14 protein-coding genes are annotated in these 13,060 nt (G+C 63.1%); 11 read left to right on the top strand and 3 right to left on the bottom strand.

Features of this window, described 5'->3' with window-relative positions:
- Positions 1–61: 61 nt before the first annotated feature.
- Complete coding sequence (locus ACSQ3G_RS02645) at positions 62–730, bottom strand: GntR family transcriptional regulator (protein WP_436108941.1); 669 nt, start codon at positions 728–730, stop codon at positions 62–64.
- Positions 731–877: 147 nt separating this feature from the next.
- Here ACSQ3G_RS02645 and ACSQ3G_RS02640 point away from each other — a divergent pair, with 147 nt between their 5' ends.
- Complete coding sequence (locus ACSQ3G_RS02640; protein WP_105401955.1) at positions 878–1,567, top strand: HAD family hydrolase; 690 nt, start codon at positions 878–880, stop codon at positions 1,565–1,567.
- A gap of 24 nt (positions 1,568–1,591) precedes the next feature.
- Here the strand turns inward: ACSQ3G_RS02640 and ACSQ3G_RS02635 are convergent, their stop codons facing one another.
- On the bottom strand, positions 1,592–2,161 hold the full coding sequence (locus ACSQ3G_RS02635; RefSeq protein WP_436111656.1) for a PilZ domain-containing protein: 570 nt from the start codon (positions 2,159–2,161) through the stop codon (positions 1,592–1,594).
- 126 nt (positions 2,162–2,287) lie between these two features.
- On the opposite strand from ACSQ3G_RS02635, the gene thrC reads away from it, so the two are divergent.
- The 4 genes from thrC to ACSQ3G_RS02615 all read left to right on the top strand — a co-directional run bounded on the left by thrC (position 2,288) and on the right by ACSQ3G_RS02615 (position 8,574).
- The gene (gene thrC / locus ACSQ3G_RS02630) at positions 2,288–3,691 is read left to right on the top strand and encodes a threonine synthase (RefSeq protein WP_436111655.1); all 1,404 of its coding nucleotides are present in this window, start codon (positions 2,288–2,290) and stop codon (positions 3,689–3,691) included.
- Between the two features lie 33 nt (positions 3,692–3,724).
- A complete protein-coding gene (locus ACSQ3G_RS02625) occupies positions 3,725–5,023 on the top strand; it encodes a M16 family metallopeptidase (RefSeq protein WP_105401957.1) in 1,299 nt (432 codons plus the stop codon).
- 30 nt (positions 5,024–5,053) lie between these two features.
- Entirely contained in the window at positions 5,054–5,665 is a 612-nt protein-coding gene (locus ACSQ3G_RS02620; protein ID WP_046607106.1) for a GNAT family N-acetyltransferase, read from the top strand.
- A 71-nt stretch (positions 5,666–5,736) separates the two neighbouring features.
- Positions 5,737–8,574, top strand: coding sequence for an EAL domain-containing protein (locus ACSQ3G_RS02615; RefSeq protein WP_245446651.1), 2,838 nt, complete (start codon positions 5,737–5,739; stop codon positions 8,572–8,574).
- 6 nt (positions 8,575–8,580) lie between these two features.
- On the opposite strand, the gene ACSQ3G_RS02610 is transcribed toward ACSQ3G_RS02615, so the two are convergent.
- Positions 8,581–9,285 carry a winged helix-turn-helix transcriptional regulator gene (locus ACSQ3G_RS02610; protein WP_436108940.1) on the bottom strand — a complete coding sequence of 235 codons (705 nt, stop codon included), beginning with the start codon at positions 9,283–9,285 and terminating at the stop codon, positions 8,581–8,583.
- A 293-nt stretch (positions 9,286–9,578) separates the two neighbouring features.
- Between ACSQ3G_RS02610 and ACSQ3G_RS02605 the strand changes: the two genes are divergently transcribed.
- From ACSQ3G_RS02605 to ACSQ3G_RS02580, 6 genes are all read left to right on the top strand, one after another.
- A complete protein-coding gene (locus ACSQ3G_RS02605; protein ID WP_436108939.1) occupies positions 9,579–9,902 on the top strand; it encodes an ArsR/SmtB family transcription factor in 324 nt (107 codons plus the stop codon).
- Positions 9,899–10,330, top strand: coding sequence for an SRPBCC family protein (locus ACSQ3G_RS02600; RefSeq protein WP_436108938.1), 432 nt, complete (start codon positions 9,899–9,901; stop codon positions 10,328–10,330). The genes ACSQ3G_RS02605 and ACSQ3G_RS02600 overlap by 4 nt, the downstream gene beginning before the upstream one ends.
- Before the next feature lie 75 nt (positions 10,331–10,405).
- Positions 10,406–10,621: a hypothetical protein gene (locus ACSQ3G_RS02595; RefSeq protein WP_105418813.1), complete on the top strand. Its 216-nt coding sequence runs from the start codon at positions 10,406–10,408 to the stop codon at positions 10,619–10,621.
- An 11-nt stretch (positions 10,622–10,632) separates the two neighbouring features.
- Positions 10,633–11,100: a DUF1801 domain-containing protein gene (locus ACSQ3G_RS02590; protein ID WP_436108937.1), complete on the top strand. Its 468-nt coding sequence runs from the start codon at positions 10,633–10,635 to the stop codon at positions 11,098–11,100.
- Positions 11,101–11,121: 21 nt separating this feature from the next.
- Positions 11,122–11,574, top strand: a complete 453-nt coding sequence (locus ACSQ3G_RS02585) for a DUF1801 domain-containing protein (protein WP_436108936.1) — start codon at positions 11,122–11,124, stop codon at positions 11,572–11,574.
- A 202-nt stretch (positions 11,575–11,776) separates the two neighbouring features.
- Positions 11,777–12,931: an acyl-CoA dehydrogenase family protein gene (locus ACSQ3G_RS02580; protein WP_436108935.1), complete on the top strand. Its 1,155-nt coding sequence runs from the start codon at positions 11,777–11,779 to the stop codon at positions 12,929–12,931.
- Positions 12,932–13,060 lie beyond the last annotated feature (129 nt).

The following is a 13,060-nucleotide window of genomic DNA, read 5'->3' as shown; positions in this document are numbered from 1 at the left end:
CGAACAGGCCGACGGAAGCCAGTTTTCGCGGAAATAAATTATCTATAATTTTGAAAAATGACTAACCGACGATGGCGAAAGTCTCGCGCGCGGCACCAGTCTTGGCCGGCTGCGGGCCACGGCCGATCCATTGCACATGTTTCTGCAGGATGGCGGCAGCCTCGTCGGACTTGCCCTGCCTAAGAGCGGCGAGGATGGCGCGATGATCGTGGTCGGTACGTTTTTCCCATCCGGATTGCCAGGCGGAGAACAGGAACCTTGCGCTTGCCGCATGCAGATCGTCGATCGAGGCGAGCAGACGCTTCATGCCGCAGGGGGCGAGGATCAGCCGGTGGAAACGGCGGTTCGCCGCCTCCCAGGCATGCACGTCGGCGGCGGCATCGCCCTCACGGGCCGCGTCTTCCGCCGCATCGAGGATGGCCGGGGTCAGGTGGCGGGCGGCATGACGGAGCGCCAGCACCTCCAGCACGGCACGCATTTCCGCCACTTCGCGGACTTCGGCGAGATCGAAGGAGGCGACGCGCACGCCGCGGCGCGGCTCGCTGATCGCCAGTCCCTGCGCTTCCAGCCGGCGGAATGCCTCGCGCACCGGCACGTGGCTGGTCTCGAATTCCTCGGCGATATGATCTTGGCGAAGACGGGCACCGGGGGCGAGCTCGCCACGCACGATGCGGTCGGCAAGCACGCGGCTGATGCGGCTGGCGATGGTGTCTTCCGGTTCTTTGCCCATCAGCGTTCCTTAGTGCGCCGTTTTCCGCTTGTCGAGAGCCGCCCGCTACGCTTGTCCCAGCCATGCGCAGCGGTTGGTTGAGGTTTGTCCTGCCATCGTATAAAAGGCCGCCTCACCTTATATCAGGCCCATGGAAGGCATTTCCTCATGAGCAGCTTCGACCTCATCATCTTCGATTGCGACGGCGTTCTCGTCGATTCAGAAATCATCGCGGCGCAGGTGGAGTCCAGGCTGCTCACCGAAGCGGGTTATCCGATCAGCGTCGAGGAAATGGGCGAGCGCTTCGCCGGCATGACCTGGAAGAACATCCTGCTGGCCGTGGAAAAGGAAGCCGATATTCCGCTGTCGGCCTCGCTGCTCGACAAGTCCGAGACAATCCTTGACGCACGGCTTGCCCGCGACGTGAAGATCATCGACGGTGTGAAGTTCGCGCTGGCAAGGCTGACGACGCAGCGCTGCATCTGCTCCAACTCAAGTACCCACCGCCTCGACGTGATGCTCGAAAAGGTCGGCCTGAAACCCTATTTCGCGCCGCATATCTATTCGGCCAAGGATCTCGGGCCGGATCGGGTCAAGCCGAAGCCGGATATCTTCCTGCACGCCGCCGAGCAATTTAAAGTCTCGCCGGAGAAGTGCCTGGTGATCGAGGATTCCACCCATGGCGTCCATGGCGCCAAGGCGGCCGGCATGCGAGTCGTCGGCTTTACCGGTGCGTCGCACACCTATCCAAGCCATGCCGACCGATTGACGGACGCCGGTGCCGAAACCGTGATCTCGCGGATGATGGACTTGCCGGCCGTTATCGCCGCGCTCGGCGAATGGGCCGGGGCGCTCTGAGCGCCCCGATCGGTTCTTTCTCGATCAGCTCCGGCGGGCCGGCTTCTTTGCCGGGCCGGTGTCGTAGCCGAGGCGGACGCGGGTGAAGCGCGAGGCGCCGCCTTGCGCGTTCGGGATCTGCACATCCGCCTTGTTGAAGATGAACTGGGTGCCGCCGGCCGGCATTTCGACCGGGAAGGACACCTTCTGCGAATAGATGACGCTATCGCCGTCGACCACTTCGATGAGGATCGGCAGGGTGACCGTGCCGGGAACGCCGACCGGACCCTGGACGAGACGTCCTTGCGCGACGACGTTGATGGTCAGCGTTGTCTCATTGGCGGTGCACTGGCGCGTCGCGTCGGCGAGCGAGGCCTGGTAGAGCAGTTTTTCCGGCGTGTTCTCGCCACCGCGCGCATAGGCGCGGTGAATAGCAGTCTGTTCCAGCATGACGACCGGCGGGCAGAATGCCTGCACGACGGGAGTTGCTGCCTCAGCGACGGGGGCGGCGGTTGCGGTCGGGGTCAGCCCCTCTGTCGGCGCCGAGGAATTGCAGCTTGCGAGAACCGCCACGAGCGACACCGCCAGAAGACCACGCGAAATCTTTGCAAACACCGTACTCAACCCTCTTCCATCCCAATATCTGGGCCATTTACCTGGCGAACCGGAGCATCACTTTCCGGTCTTTCACCGCCCATTTTCCTGGTCTATATCAGCGGCGCGAATAAAAATCGATTGGGGTTGATGGTCGTGGACTATATTTCTACCCGGGGCGAAGCCGCTCCGCTCGGATTCCGGGATGCGCTTATGGCGGGCCTTGCCCGCGACGGCGGCCTTTACGTGCCACGTCAATGGCCTTCGCTCTCCAAAAAGGAGATCCGCGCGCTGCGCGGCAAGACCTATCAGGAGGTCGCCTTCGAGATCCTCAAGCACTTCGTCGGCGACGAAATCCCCGCCGACAAGCTGAAGGGAATGATCGACGAGGCCTATGCCACGTTCCGGCATCCGGCCGTCGTGCCGCTGGTGCAGACGGGGCCGAACGACTTCGTGCTCGAACTCTTCCATGGCACGACGCTCGCCTTCAAGGACGTGGCGATGCAGCTGCTCGCCCGGTTGATGGACTATGTGCTGGCCGAGCGCGGCGAGCGGGCGACGATCGTCGGCGCGACGTCGGGCGATACCGGTGGGGCGGCGATCGACGCATTCGCGGGTCGCGAGCGCACCGACATCTTCATCCTCTTCCCGCATGGCAAGGTCTCGTCCGTGCAGCAGCGGCAGATGACGACCTCCAGTGCCGCCAACGTGCATGCGCTGGCGCTGAAAGGCAATTTCGACGACTGCCAGAACATCGTCAAGGAGATGTTCAACGACGTCGCCTTCCGCGACCGGGTGAGGCTCTCGGGCGTCAACTCCATCAACTGGGCGCGCATCATGGCGCAGGTGGTCTATTATTTCACGGCCGCCGTTTCGCTCGGCGGGCCGGACCGGAAAATCTCCTTCACGGTGCCGACCGGCAATTTCGGCGATATTTTCGCAGGTTATGTGGCCAAGAAGATGGGTCTGCCGATCGACCGGCTGGTGATCGCCACCAACGACAACGACATCCTCGCCCGGACGCTGAAGACCGGGCGCTACGAGATGCGCGACGTCAAGGCGACCACCTCGCCGTCGATGGACATCCAGATATCATCCAATTTCGAGCGGCTGCTGTTCGAAGCCTATGGCCGCGACGCCGCGTCGGTGCGCGCCGCGATGGCCGGGCTGAAGCAGTCCGGCAGCTTCGAGATCAAGCCGGAGGCGCTGAAAGCCGTCCGCCGCGAGTTCCGTGCCGGGCGGGCGACGGAGCGACAGGTTGCCGCAACCATCCGCGAGACGCTTGCTGAAACCGGTTACCTGCTCGATCCGCATACGGCGACCGGTGTTTTCGTCGCCAGGAAGAACGCAAAACCGGCAAGCCCGATGGTCACTCTGGCCACCGCGCACCCGGCCAAATTTCCGGCCTCGGTAAAATCCGCTTGCGGAATTGATCCGGCGCTTCCATCATGGCTTGCTGATCTTATGCAAAGGGAGGAGCGCTTCGATATCTTGGAGCCTGAGCTTAAGGCCGTCGAAACATTCATCGGCCAGCATGCCCGCGCTAAGTAATAGAGGTATCGGCGGCGCCGGAAAGACGTAAACATGAATGTAGAAATCACCCGGCTCGCCTCCGGGTTGACGGTCGTCACCGAAACCATGCCGCATCTGGAGAGCGTCGCGCTGGGTGTCTGGATCAAGTCCGGATCGCGTAACGAGACCGAGGACGAACATGGGATCGCCCACCTCCTCGAGCACATGGCCTTCAAGGGCACCGCCCGCCGTAGCGCCCGTGACATCGCCGAAGAGATCGAGAATGTCGGCGGCGAACTCAATGCCGCAACATCCACCGAAACCACCTCCTATTACGCCCGGGTGCTCAGGGACAACGTGCCGCTTGCGGTCGACATCCTTGCCGACATCCTGACGGAATCAGCCTTCGACGAGGAAGAACTGCGTCGCGAAAAGCACGTCATCCTCCAGGAGATCGGCGCTGCCAACGACACGCCCGACGATGTGGTGTTCGACAAGTTTTCCGAGGTCGCCTATCGCGGTCAGACGATCGGCCGACCGATCCTCGGCACGCCGGATACGGTCAAGGGTTTCACGCCCGGGCAGATCCGCAACTACCTTTCGCGCAATTACACGACCGACCGGATGTTCGTGGTCGCTGCGGGCGCCGTGGATCACACGACGTTCGTCAAGCAGGTGGAAGAGCGTTTTGCCCGCCTGCCAATGACCCCGAGTTCGCCGCCTGTGTTGGAAGTCGCCCGTTACATCGGCGGCGACGTACGCGAAACCCGCGACCTGATGGACGCGCAGGTGCTGCTCGGTTTCGAGGGCAAGGCCTATCACATGCGCGACTTCTACTGCTCGCAGATCCTCGCCAACATCCTCGGCGGCGGCATGTCCTCGCGCCTGTTCCAGGAAGTGCGCGAACGTCGCGGCCTGTGTTATTCGGTCTATGCCTTCCACTGGGGCTTTTCCGATACCGGCATCTTCGGCATCCATGCGGCAACCGGCGGCAACGAGTTGCCGACACTGGTGCCTGTGATCATCGATGAGCTGCGCAAGTCCTCGGAGACGATCCACCAGCAGGAAATCGACCGTGCCCGCGCCCAAATCCGCGCCCAGCTTCTGATGGGCCAGGAAAGCCCGGCCGCCCGCGCCGGCCAGATCGCCCGCCAGATGATGCTCTATGGTCGCCCCATCCCCAACCCGGAAATGATGGAACGGCTGGAAGGCATCACCACGGAGCGGCTCACCGACCTTGCCGGACGGCTGTTTTTCGATACAGTTCCCACCTTGTCGGCGGTCGGCCCGATCGAACAGCTGGCGCCATTGACCGACATCTCCACGGCGCTTTCCACGCCGGGAATCCAGACGAAGAAGGCTGCCGGTTAAACCGGCCGCCCTGCCCGGAGCAGCGTTAGCATGACCAAATCGGTGTTTCGGTTCCTGTCGCGACAGCCGGACACACCAGAGCTTTATGGCGAAAACCACCTGCTCCGGCTTCCCCGTTATTCCGACTACAAACAGTGGCAGCGGCTGCGCTCGGAAAGCCGGCCGTTCCTGCAGCCCTGGGAGCCGATCTGGCGGCCGGACGAGCTGACCGAGGGGGCGTTCCGCCTGCGCGTCGTCAGAAGCGGCCAGGAATATGCCTCGGGCCTTGCCGTGCCGCTGCTTCTCTTCCGCCGCGACGACCAGGTGCTGCTCGGCGGCCTGACCATCGGCTATATCCGGCGGGGTGCGGCGCAGAGCTGCATGGTCGGCTACTGGATGGGCGAGAAACATTCCGGCCAAGGCCACATGTTGGCCGCATTGAAGGTGGCTATCCCGTATATCTACGGCGGACTTCAGTTGCACCGGATCGAGGCAGCCTGTATTCCGGAGAACTGGAAGAGTGTACGGCTTCTCGAAAAGGCCGGTTTCGAGCAGGAAGGTCTTTTGCGCAAGTATCTCAAAATCAATGGCGAATGGCGCGACCACCTGATGTTTTCCCGCCTGCCGGAAGACGGTGAGTTCGGGAAGATGCTGAAGCCATGAACGCCTCAGCCTTGCGTCTTGCGTCATTGATCCGCTTTTTTCCGGCAATCATCGCCCTCCTCGCAGCCGCCATGGTCCTGACGGCTGCGCCAGGTGCGCGCGCCGCGGAGCCGGTCAAGATCTCGCGAGACGACACGGCGCTCGACCTCACGAGAACCACCGATATCTACGTCAACCAGGGCGAGGCCTTCCAGGTGTCGACGGCCGCCGCTGCGGATGGCATCCGCCGCCGCATCGAGGTGCGTGCAAGCTCTCCCGGCCACCAGGGCGACTGGGCGGTCTTTGCACTTTCCAACGTTTCGGAAGAACAGCTCGAACGGGTGATCGTTGCCCCGCATTTCCGGCTCGCCAACTCGAAAATGTTCTGGCCGGACCTCGGCTCGCAGCGCATCATCTCGATCACGCCCTCGGAAGGTTTTGCGCTCGACCGGATACCGAGCCCTGATGCCGATGTTTTCCGGATCACGCTGAACCCCGGTTCGACCATCACCTTCGTCGCGGAGCTGGCGACGCCGTCGCTGCCGCAGATCTATCTCTGGCAGCCGGACTCCTACAAGGACACGGTCAATTCGTTCACGCTCTATCGCGGCATCGTGCTCGGCATTGCCGGCCTGCTGGCGGTGTTCCTGACCATTCTCTTCGTCGTCAAGGGCACCTCGATGCTGCCGGCGGCGGCAGCGCTTGCCTGGGCGGTACTCGCCTATATCTGCGTCGACTTCGGGTTCCTCGACAAGCTGATCACCGTCACGTCGGGCGACCAGCGCATCTGGCGCGCGGCGGCGGAGGTGGCGCTCGCGTCTTCGCTCGTCATCTTCCTGTTCACCTATCTCAACCTCAACCGCTGGCACGTGCATCTCGGTTACGCGACGCTTGCCTGGGTGGTCGGGCTCGTGCTGCTCGGCGGCGTGGCGATCTACGATCCCTCGGTCGCGTCGGGCATCGCCCGCCTTTCGTTCGCACTAACCGGCACCGTCGGCATCCTGTTGATCATCTATCTCGGCTTCAACCGCTACGATCGCGCGATCCTGCTGGTACCGACCTGGGCGCTGATTCTGGTCTGGCTGTTCGCCGGCTGGCTGACGGTGACCGGCAAGCTCGACAACGACATCATCCAGCCGGCGCTTGGCGGCGGTCTGGTTCTGATCGTGCTTCTGATCGGCTTCACGGTCATGCAGCACGCCTTTGCCGGCGGCGCCTACCAGCAGGGCCTGTTCTCCGATCTCGAACGGCAATCGCTGGCGCTGACCGGCAGCGGCGACACCGTCTGGGACTGGGACGTGGCCCGCGACCGCGTCGTCACCACGCCCGACATCTCGACCCGCCTCGGGCTCGATGTCGGCGCCATGCACGGGCCGGTGCGCAACTGGGTGCCGCGGCTGCATCCCGACGATCGCGACCGCTTTCGAGCGACGCTGGACGTGCTGCTCGAACACCGCCGCGGCCGCCTGAACCACGAATTCCGCATCCGCGCCGAGGACGGGCATTTCCATTGGCTGCAGATCCGCGCCCGGCCGGTGCTCGGCTCGAACGGCGAAATCATCCGCTGCGTCGGCACGATCATCGATGTGACCGAGCAGAAAAATTCCGTCGAACGGCTGCTGCAGGACGCATTGCACGACAACCTGACCGGCCTGCCGAACCGCCAGGTCTTCCTCGACCGGCTGCAATCGGTGCTGACGCTGGCGCCGGCCGGCGACACCGTGCGGCCGACCGTCATGGCGATCGACATCGACCGCTACAAGCAGGTCAACGATAGTCTCGGCATCGCCGCCGGCGACAATATCCTGATCGCGCTGACCCGCCGTCTGCGCCGGCTGCTGAAGCCGCAGGACACGCTGGCGCGACTTGCCGGCGACCAGTTCGGGCTGATCCTCGTCTCCGAGCGTGATCCGGCCAAGGTCGCGGATTTTGCCGATGCGGTCTCCAAGGCGATCATGGTGCCGATCAACTTCGCCAACCGCGAAATCATCCTGACAGCCTCGATCGGCCTCTCCTCGTGGGTCGACCAGCAGGAAAGCGCCTCCGGCATGCTGGCCGACGCGGAACTTGCCATGTACCGGGCGAAACGCTCCGGCGGCAATCGCGTCGAACCTTTCCGCCCCGCCTTCCGGGCGGCCGGCGCCGACAAGCTGCAGATCGAGACCGATCTTCGCCGCGCCATCGAACGCAAGGAACTGTTCCTCGCCTATCAGCCGATCATCAGCCTGAAGGATGGCGAGATTGCCGGTTTCGAGGCGCTGATGCGCTGGGATCATCCCAAGCGCGGCAGCATACCGCCTTCGGAGTTCATTCCGATTGCGGAAATGTCGGACCTGATCGGACCACTCGGCCTGTTCGCCCTCGACCGGGCGGCCTCGGACCTGATGGTCTGGCAGGGCCAGACCGGCGACCTGCCGGTGTTCGTGTCGGTCAACCTGTCGAGCGCCCAGCTTCTCAACGCCGATCTCTACAACGACGTGCGCGCGCTATTGCAGAAGACCCAGGTCAATCCGGGCCAGCTGAAGCTCGAACTCACCGAGTCGCTGATGATGGAGAACCCGGAACAGGCGCGGCTGGTGCTTGGCAAACTCAAGGAGACGGGCCTCAGCCTGGCGCTCGACGATTTCGGCACCGGTTATTCGTCGCTCGCCTACCTTACGCAATTCCCGTTCGACACGATCAAGCTCGACAAGGCGCTGGTCCGCAACGCAACGGAAAAGCGGGCAGTCCTTTTGCGTTCCGTGATCGCCATGGCCCGTGCGCTGGAAATGACCGTGGTGGCGGAGGGCGTCGAGACCGACGAGGATGCGGCGGAACTTGCCAAGATGGGCTGCCATTTCGGCCAGAGTTATCTGTTCGGCCCGCCTGCCCCGGCAGATGCCGTGCTCCGTCTTCTGAAAGAGCGCTTCCCGCTGACCAAGCGGGCGTAGGCTTTCTCAAGCGGCCTTGCCCGCTCTCGGACGCTCGCGGGCAAAGGGGCTCAAACCCAGCCATTGCTGCATCGAGCTCGCCATTTCCGGATCGCCGTCCAGCTCCAGCCTTCCCTGCGCCATTTCGGTCCGCACCGTCGCGATACCCATCCAGATGGCGGTCATCGTCCGGAGCGAACTGGTCACGTAGAGGTCGATCTCGAAGCCGGGATCGGTCGAGCAGACATCGACATCGCGGCCGTCGACGACCAGCCAGTAGCGCTGCTGGGCCGCCGGCCGCTCCGGAAAGAGAAAGAGGACCGTGCAACGCCGCGAAGGCATCGGCGTCGGATCGAGGTGGCGGCGCATGTCCCACATCAGCAGCGACGGATCGAGTTTCTGAAGCGAATGCTGGGTCTCGACCCAATGTTGGCCCCAGAAGCCGAGGGTCATCACCACCTCGCGCAAATCCTCGCCGGCCGGCGTCAGATGATATTCCATCACCCCATCGGCCGCCTTGCGGTTTTCGACGATGCCCGCCTGGACCAGTTCCTTCAGCCGTTTCGAAAGCAGGGTCGGCGACATGCGCGGCACGCCGCGCCGGAGGTCGTTGAAACGGCAGCTGCCGCACAGAAGTTCGCGGAGCACGAGCGGCGTCCAGCGGGTGCAGAATATCTCCGCCGCCATCGCCACCGGACAGAACTGGCCGTAGCTCGCGGTCACTTCCAACATCGCCATCTCCTCGCATGCCCCGGGGCAGAGTAATCCCGTTCCGGAAACCGACCAAGTCCGCTTTATGGACTATTGGCCTGACAACGGGGCGGCTCCGGATGACGGATATCAAACACCTCGTCCATCCCGGCGCGTGCCGAACGCTCGGACACGATACATAGCTGCCAAGGCATGACGAATCTAAACGCTATCATTACAGAGCAATCGGCATAGCATTGCCGCCTCATCCCTACTTGACTCATTCATAGCTCTAGAGCTATACGTCAATCCATAGCCAACGAGGTATGAATTCAGTGTCGAACGCCCACGATGTGCTCTTTCGAACGCTTGCCGACCCGACGCGGCGAGCCATATTCGAGCGGCTGTGCCGCGAAGGCGAGAGGACGGTCGGGGTCCTGACGGCGCACGCCGGGGTTTCTCAGCCGGTCGTCTCGAAACATCTCGGGGTGCTGAAACGGGCCGGGCTGGTGCGCGACCGCCATGAGGGCCGCCAGACGCATTACAGCGCCCAGCTCGGCGCGCTCGCCCCGCTGGTCGACTGGACGAGCCAGATGGCCGGGTTCTGGCAAAACCGCTTCGACCGCCTCGAAGACCTGCTCAAAAGGATGGACCAATGAACGATACTTCGACCCAAACACGCACCGTCGTCGTCGAGCGCGAGATCGCTCACCCGGCGGAAAAGGTCTGGCGGGCGCTCACGCAACAGCAGTTGATCGAGGAATGGCTGATGAAGAACGATTTCCAGCCGGTCGTGGGTCACCGCTTCAAGCTTCGCGGCGAATGGGGCGGCGTCCTGGACTGCGAAGTGCTGGCCGTGGAGCTTCACAGAAAGCTCTCCTACACCTGGGACCATGCGCATGAGGATGCGGCCTACGATCTGAGAAGCGTTGTGACCCTGACGCTTACCCCGACCAGCACAGGAACCCATCTGCGCATGGAGCAGTCGGGCTTCCGGCCGGATCAGACGCTCGCCTATAACGGCGCCCGCCACGGATGGCAGGGGTTCGCCAGTGCGCTGGAGACGGTTCTGGCGAGGATCGACTGACGCCTTGCGAGAGGCCGGTGCCCGAACTTTTTTACAGGGCGGCAGTGCCGTCCGTTTTTCGAGGAGGTATTATCGTTGAACTGGAATACGTTAACGCGGCAGGTCCACCGCTGGCTGTCGATCGTCTTTACGGCGACGGTCATTGCGAACTTCGTCGCCATGGGCATCGGCGAGCCGCCCTTGTGGATCGTCTACTCTCCCCTCATCCCCCTGTTCCTGCTAATGTTGAGCGGTCTTTATCTGTTCGCGTTGCCATACGCCCGTCGCAGCGGGCAACGCGCCAGCGGATAGGAGTGAACAGAATGGTTGAAAAGACGTCCAGGAAATCCGGGGCTGCCAAGCCGGCACCCGCCAGCCGCGTCGCTGCGGAGCCGGCTCTCCTTTCGGGCGGCAACCCGCAGATCGCCAAGGGTTACGGCGACGCACCCGTGCAGGCCTATATCGCGGCCATGCCGGGCTGGAAAAGCGATGTCGGGCGCCGCCTCGACGCACTCGTCACCAGCACCGTCCCCAACGTCTACAAGGCGGTCAAATGGAACTCGCCGCTCTACGGCATCGAGGGTGATGGCTGGTTCCTCAGCGTCCATTGCTTCACGAACTACATCAAGCTGGCCTTCTTCCGCGGCACCTCGCTCAACCCCGTCCCTCCCGGCACGTCCAAAACCCCGCAGACGCGCTACTTCCATATCCATGAGGGAGACGAACTCGACGAAACACAGCTCGCCGACTGGGTGAAGCAGGCCAGCCAATTGCCCGGCGAACGGATGTAGCGACGGGCGAACGGCGACAGCATGAAGAAAGCGACGGCAACAATGGAAACCATGAACAGCATTTCGGCGGACAAAGACCCCTCTCCGGCGCAGTTGATCGATGCGAGGATCCGCGAGCTTGGCGACTGGCGGGGCGAGACGCTCGCCCGGGTCCGGCTCCTGATCAAGCAGGCCGAGCCCGACGTGGTCGAGGAATGGAAGTGGCGAGGCGTCCCGGTCTGGGAGCGCGACGGGATCATCTGCACCGGCGAGACCTATAAGGCCGCCGTGAAACTGACCTTCGCCAAAGGGGCCTCGCTGGAGGACCCTTCCGGCCTCTTCAACTCCAGCCTCGACGGAAACACCAGGCGTGCGATCGATTTTCACGAGGGCGACAAGATCGATGAGGAGGCGCTGAAGGCACTCATTCGCGCCGCCGTGGCGCTGAATACCGCCCGCCCCGCCCGTTCGCAGAAGAAGCCGAAAAGCGCCTGAAAAGCACCGCGAAACGGCGCGGATCGATCCGCTTTCCGATGTCATGATCAAGGGCTCCGAGTTACCGGATCTGCCCCGATCATTCTCGGCGCCGCGCCGGCGGCGATCAACGTGCGGCAGGGTCTAGTCCATTTCCTGTACTTGCGGCTGCTCGCCGAGCGGCCAACACTCCGTCCATTCTCGACACATGGGAGGAGAAAAAATGACAACGGCAACCGAACTCAAACCCGCCCACATGGTCCATTCGAATGCGGTCGGCATTGCCAGATCGCTCGGGCCGGTCTTTGCCGCACGTGCCGCGGAGGCCGATGACGGCGATACTTTCGTCGCCGACAACTATCGCGACCTGCGCCATTCCGGCCTGATCGAGGCCGGCGTCCCCGCCGATCTCGGCGGCGGCGGCGCTGAGGTTCGCGAACTCTGCGACATGATCCGGGAGCTCGCGCACCATTGCGGCTCGACGGCGCTCGCCTTTTCGATGCACACGCATCAGGTGGCGATCCCCGCCTGGCGCTGGACACGTCAGAAGGCGGCACCGGTAATGCCGCTTCTCAAACGCGTGGCGGCGGAGCGGGTCATCCTGCTATCGAGCGGCGGCTCGGACTGGATCGAAGGATCGGGCAAGGCCCACAAGGTGGATGGCGGCTACCGGATCACCGCACGCAAGATCTTCACCTCCGGCTCGCCGATCGGCGACATCCTGATGACCGGCGCGGTGCTCGACGAACCGGATGGACCGAAGGTCCTGCATTTCGGCCTGCCGATGAAATCGCCGCATGTCAAAATTCTCGACACCTGGAAGGTGATGGGGATGCGCGGCACGGGCTCGAACGACGTGATGATCGAGGGCCATGTGGTGCCGGAAGAAGCGGTCGCATTGAAGCGTAACCAGGGCGAATGGCACATGCTGTTCCACATCATCTCGATGATCGCCTTCCCGCTGATCTACGCGGCCTATCTCGGCGTTGCGGAAAGCGCGCGCGATATCGCGGTCGAGATGGCGAAGCGGAAGGAGCCGGACGCCCATGTGATCGAACTTGCCGGGCGGATGGAGACCGAACTCAGGGCCGCGCAATACGCCCATGCCGCCATGATTGCCGCGGCCGAGCGCGGCGAACCTTCGCCAGCCACGACCAACGAGATCATGATCGGCCGCTCGCTGGTCGCCCGCCACGCGATCGCCGCGACGGAACTCGCCATGGAGACAGCGGGCGGTGCAGCCTTCTACCGGGACAAGGGCCTCGAACGCCGTTTCCGCGACATTCAGGGCGCCCGTTATCACCCCATGAGGACCGGACCGCAGCAGGAGTTTTCCGGCCGCATCGCCCTGGGGCTCGATACGCTCAAGACCTTTTGAGAAACAAAAGCTTGAGGTGGTGACGCATAAAAACCAGCATAGGCTGCATTTCTGCTCCACAATGCGGGATCAAGGAAGCAGCTTCAACGTAAAGTAGCGCCTGTTAAAATATGATAATGCATGTTTTGG

The organism is Neorhizobium tomejilense, assembly GCF_964254135.1.
Classification (GTDB): Bacteria; Pseudomonadota; Alphaproteobacteria; order Rhizobiales; family Rhizobiaceae; genus Neorhizobium; species Neorhizobium tomejilense.
The sequence above is the reverse complement of the archived record's forward strand: the minus strand, read 5'-3'. Positions and strand labels throughout refer to the sequence as shown.

Excerpts from the sequence above, each read along its gene's own strand:
- ACSQ3G_RS02645 (WP_436108941.1), bottom strand. The coding sequence starts at position 730 with ATGGGCAAAGAACCGGAAGACACCATCGCCAGCCGCATCAGCCGCGTG.
- ACSQ3G_RS02640 (WP_105401955.1), top strand. The coding sequence starts at position 878 with ATGAGCAGCTTCGACCTCATCATCTTCGATTGCGACGGCGTTCTCGTC.
- ACSQ3G_RS02625 (WP_105401957.1), top strand. The coding sequence starts at position 3,725 with ATGAATGTAGAAATCACCCGGCTCGCCTCCGGGTTGACGGTCGTCACC.
- ACSQ3G_RS02620 (WP_046607106.1), top strand. The coding sequence starts at position 5,054 with ATGACCAAATCGGTGTTTCGGTTCCTGTCGCGACAGCCGGACACACCA.
- ACSQ3G_RS02615 (WP_245446651.1), top strand. The coding sequence starts at position 5,737 with ATGGTCCTGACGGCTGCGCCAGGTGCGCGCGCCGCGGAGCCGGTCAAG.
- ACSQ3G_RS02610 (WP_436108940.1), bottom strand. The coding sequence starts at position 9,285 with ATGTTGGAAGTGACCGCGAGCTACGGCCAGTTCTGTCCGGTGGCGATG.
- ACSQ3G_RS02600 (WP_436108938.1), top strand. The coding sequence starts at position 9,899 with ATGAACGATACTTCGACCCAAACACGCACCGTCGTCGTCGAGCGCGAG.
- ACSQ3G_RS02590 (WP_436108937.1), top strand. The coding sequence starts at position 10,633 with ATGGTTGAAAAGACGTCCAGGAAATCCGGGGCTGCCAAGCCGGCACCC.
- ACSQ3G_RS02585 (WP_436108936.1), top strand. The coding sequence starts at position 11,122 with ATGAAGAAAGCGACGGCAACAATGGAAACCATGAACAGCATTTCGGCG.
- ACSQ3G_RS02580 (WP_436108935.1), top strand. The coding sequence starts at position 11,777 with ATGACAACGGCAACCGAACTCAAACCCGCCCACATGGTCCATTCGAAT.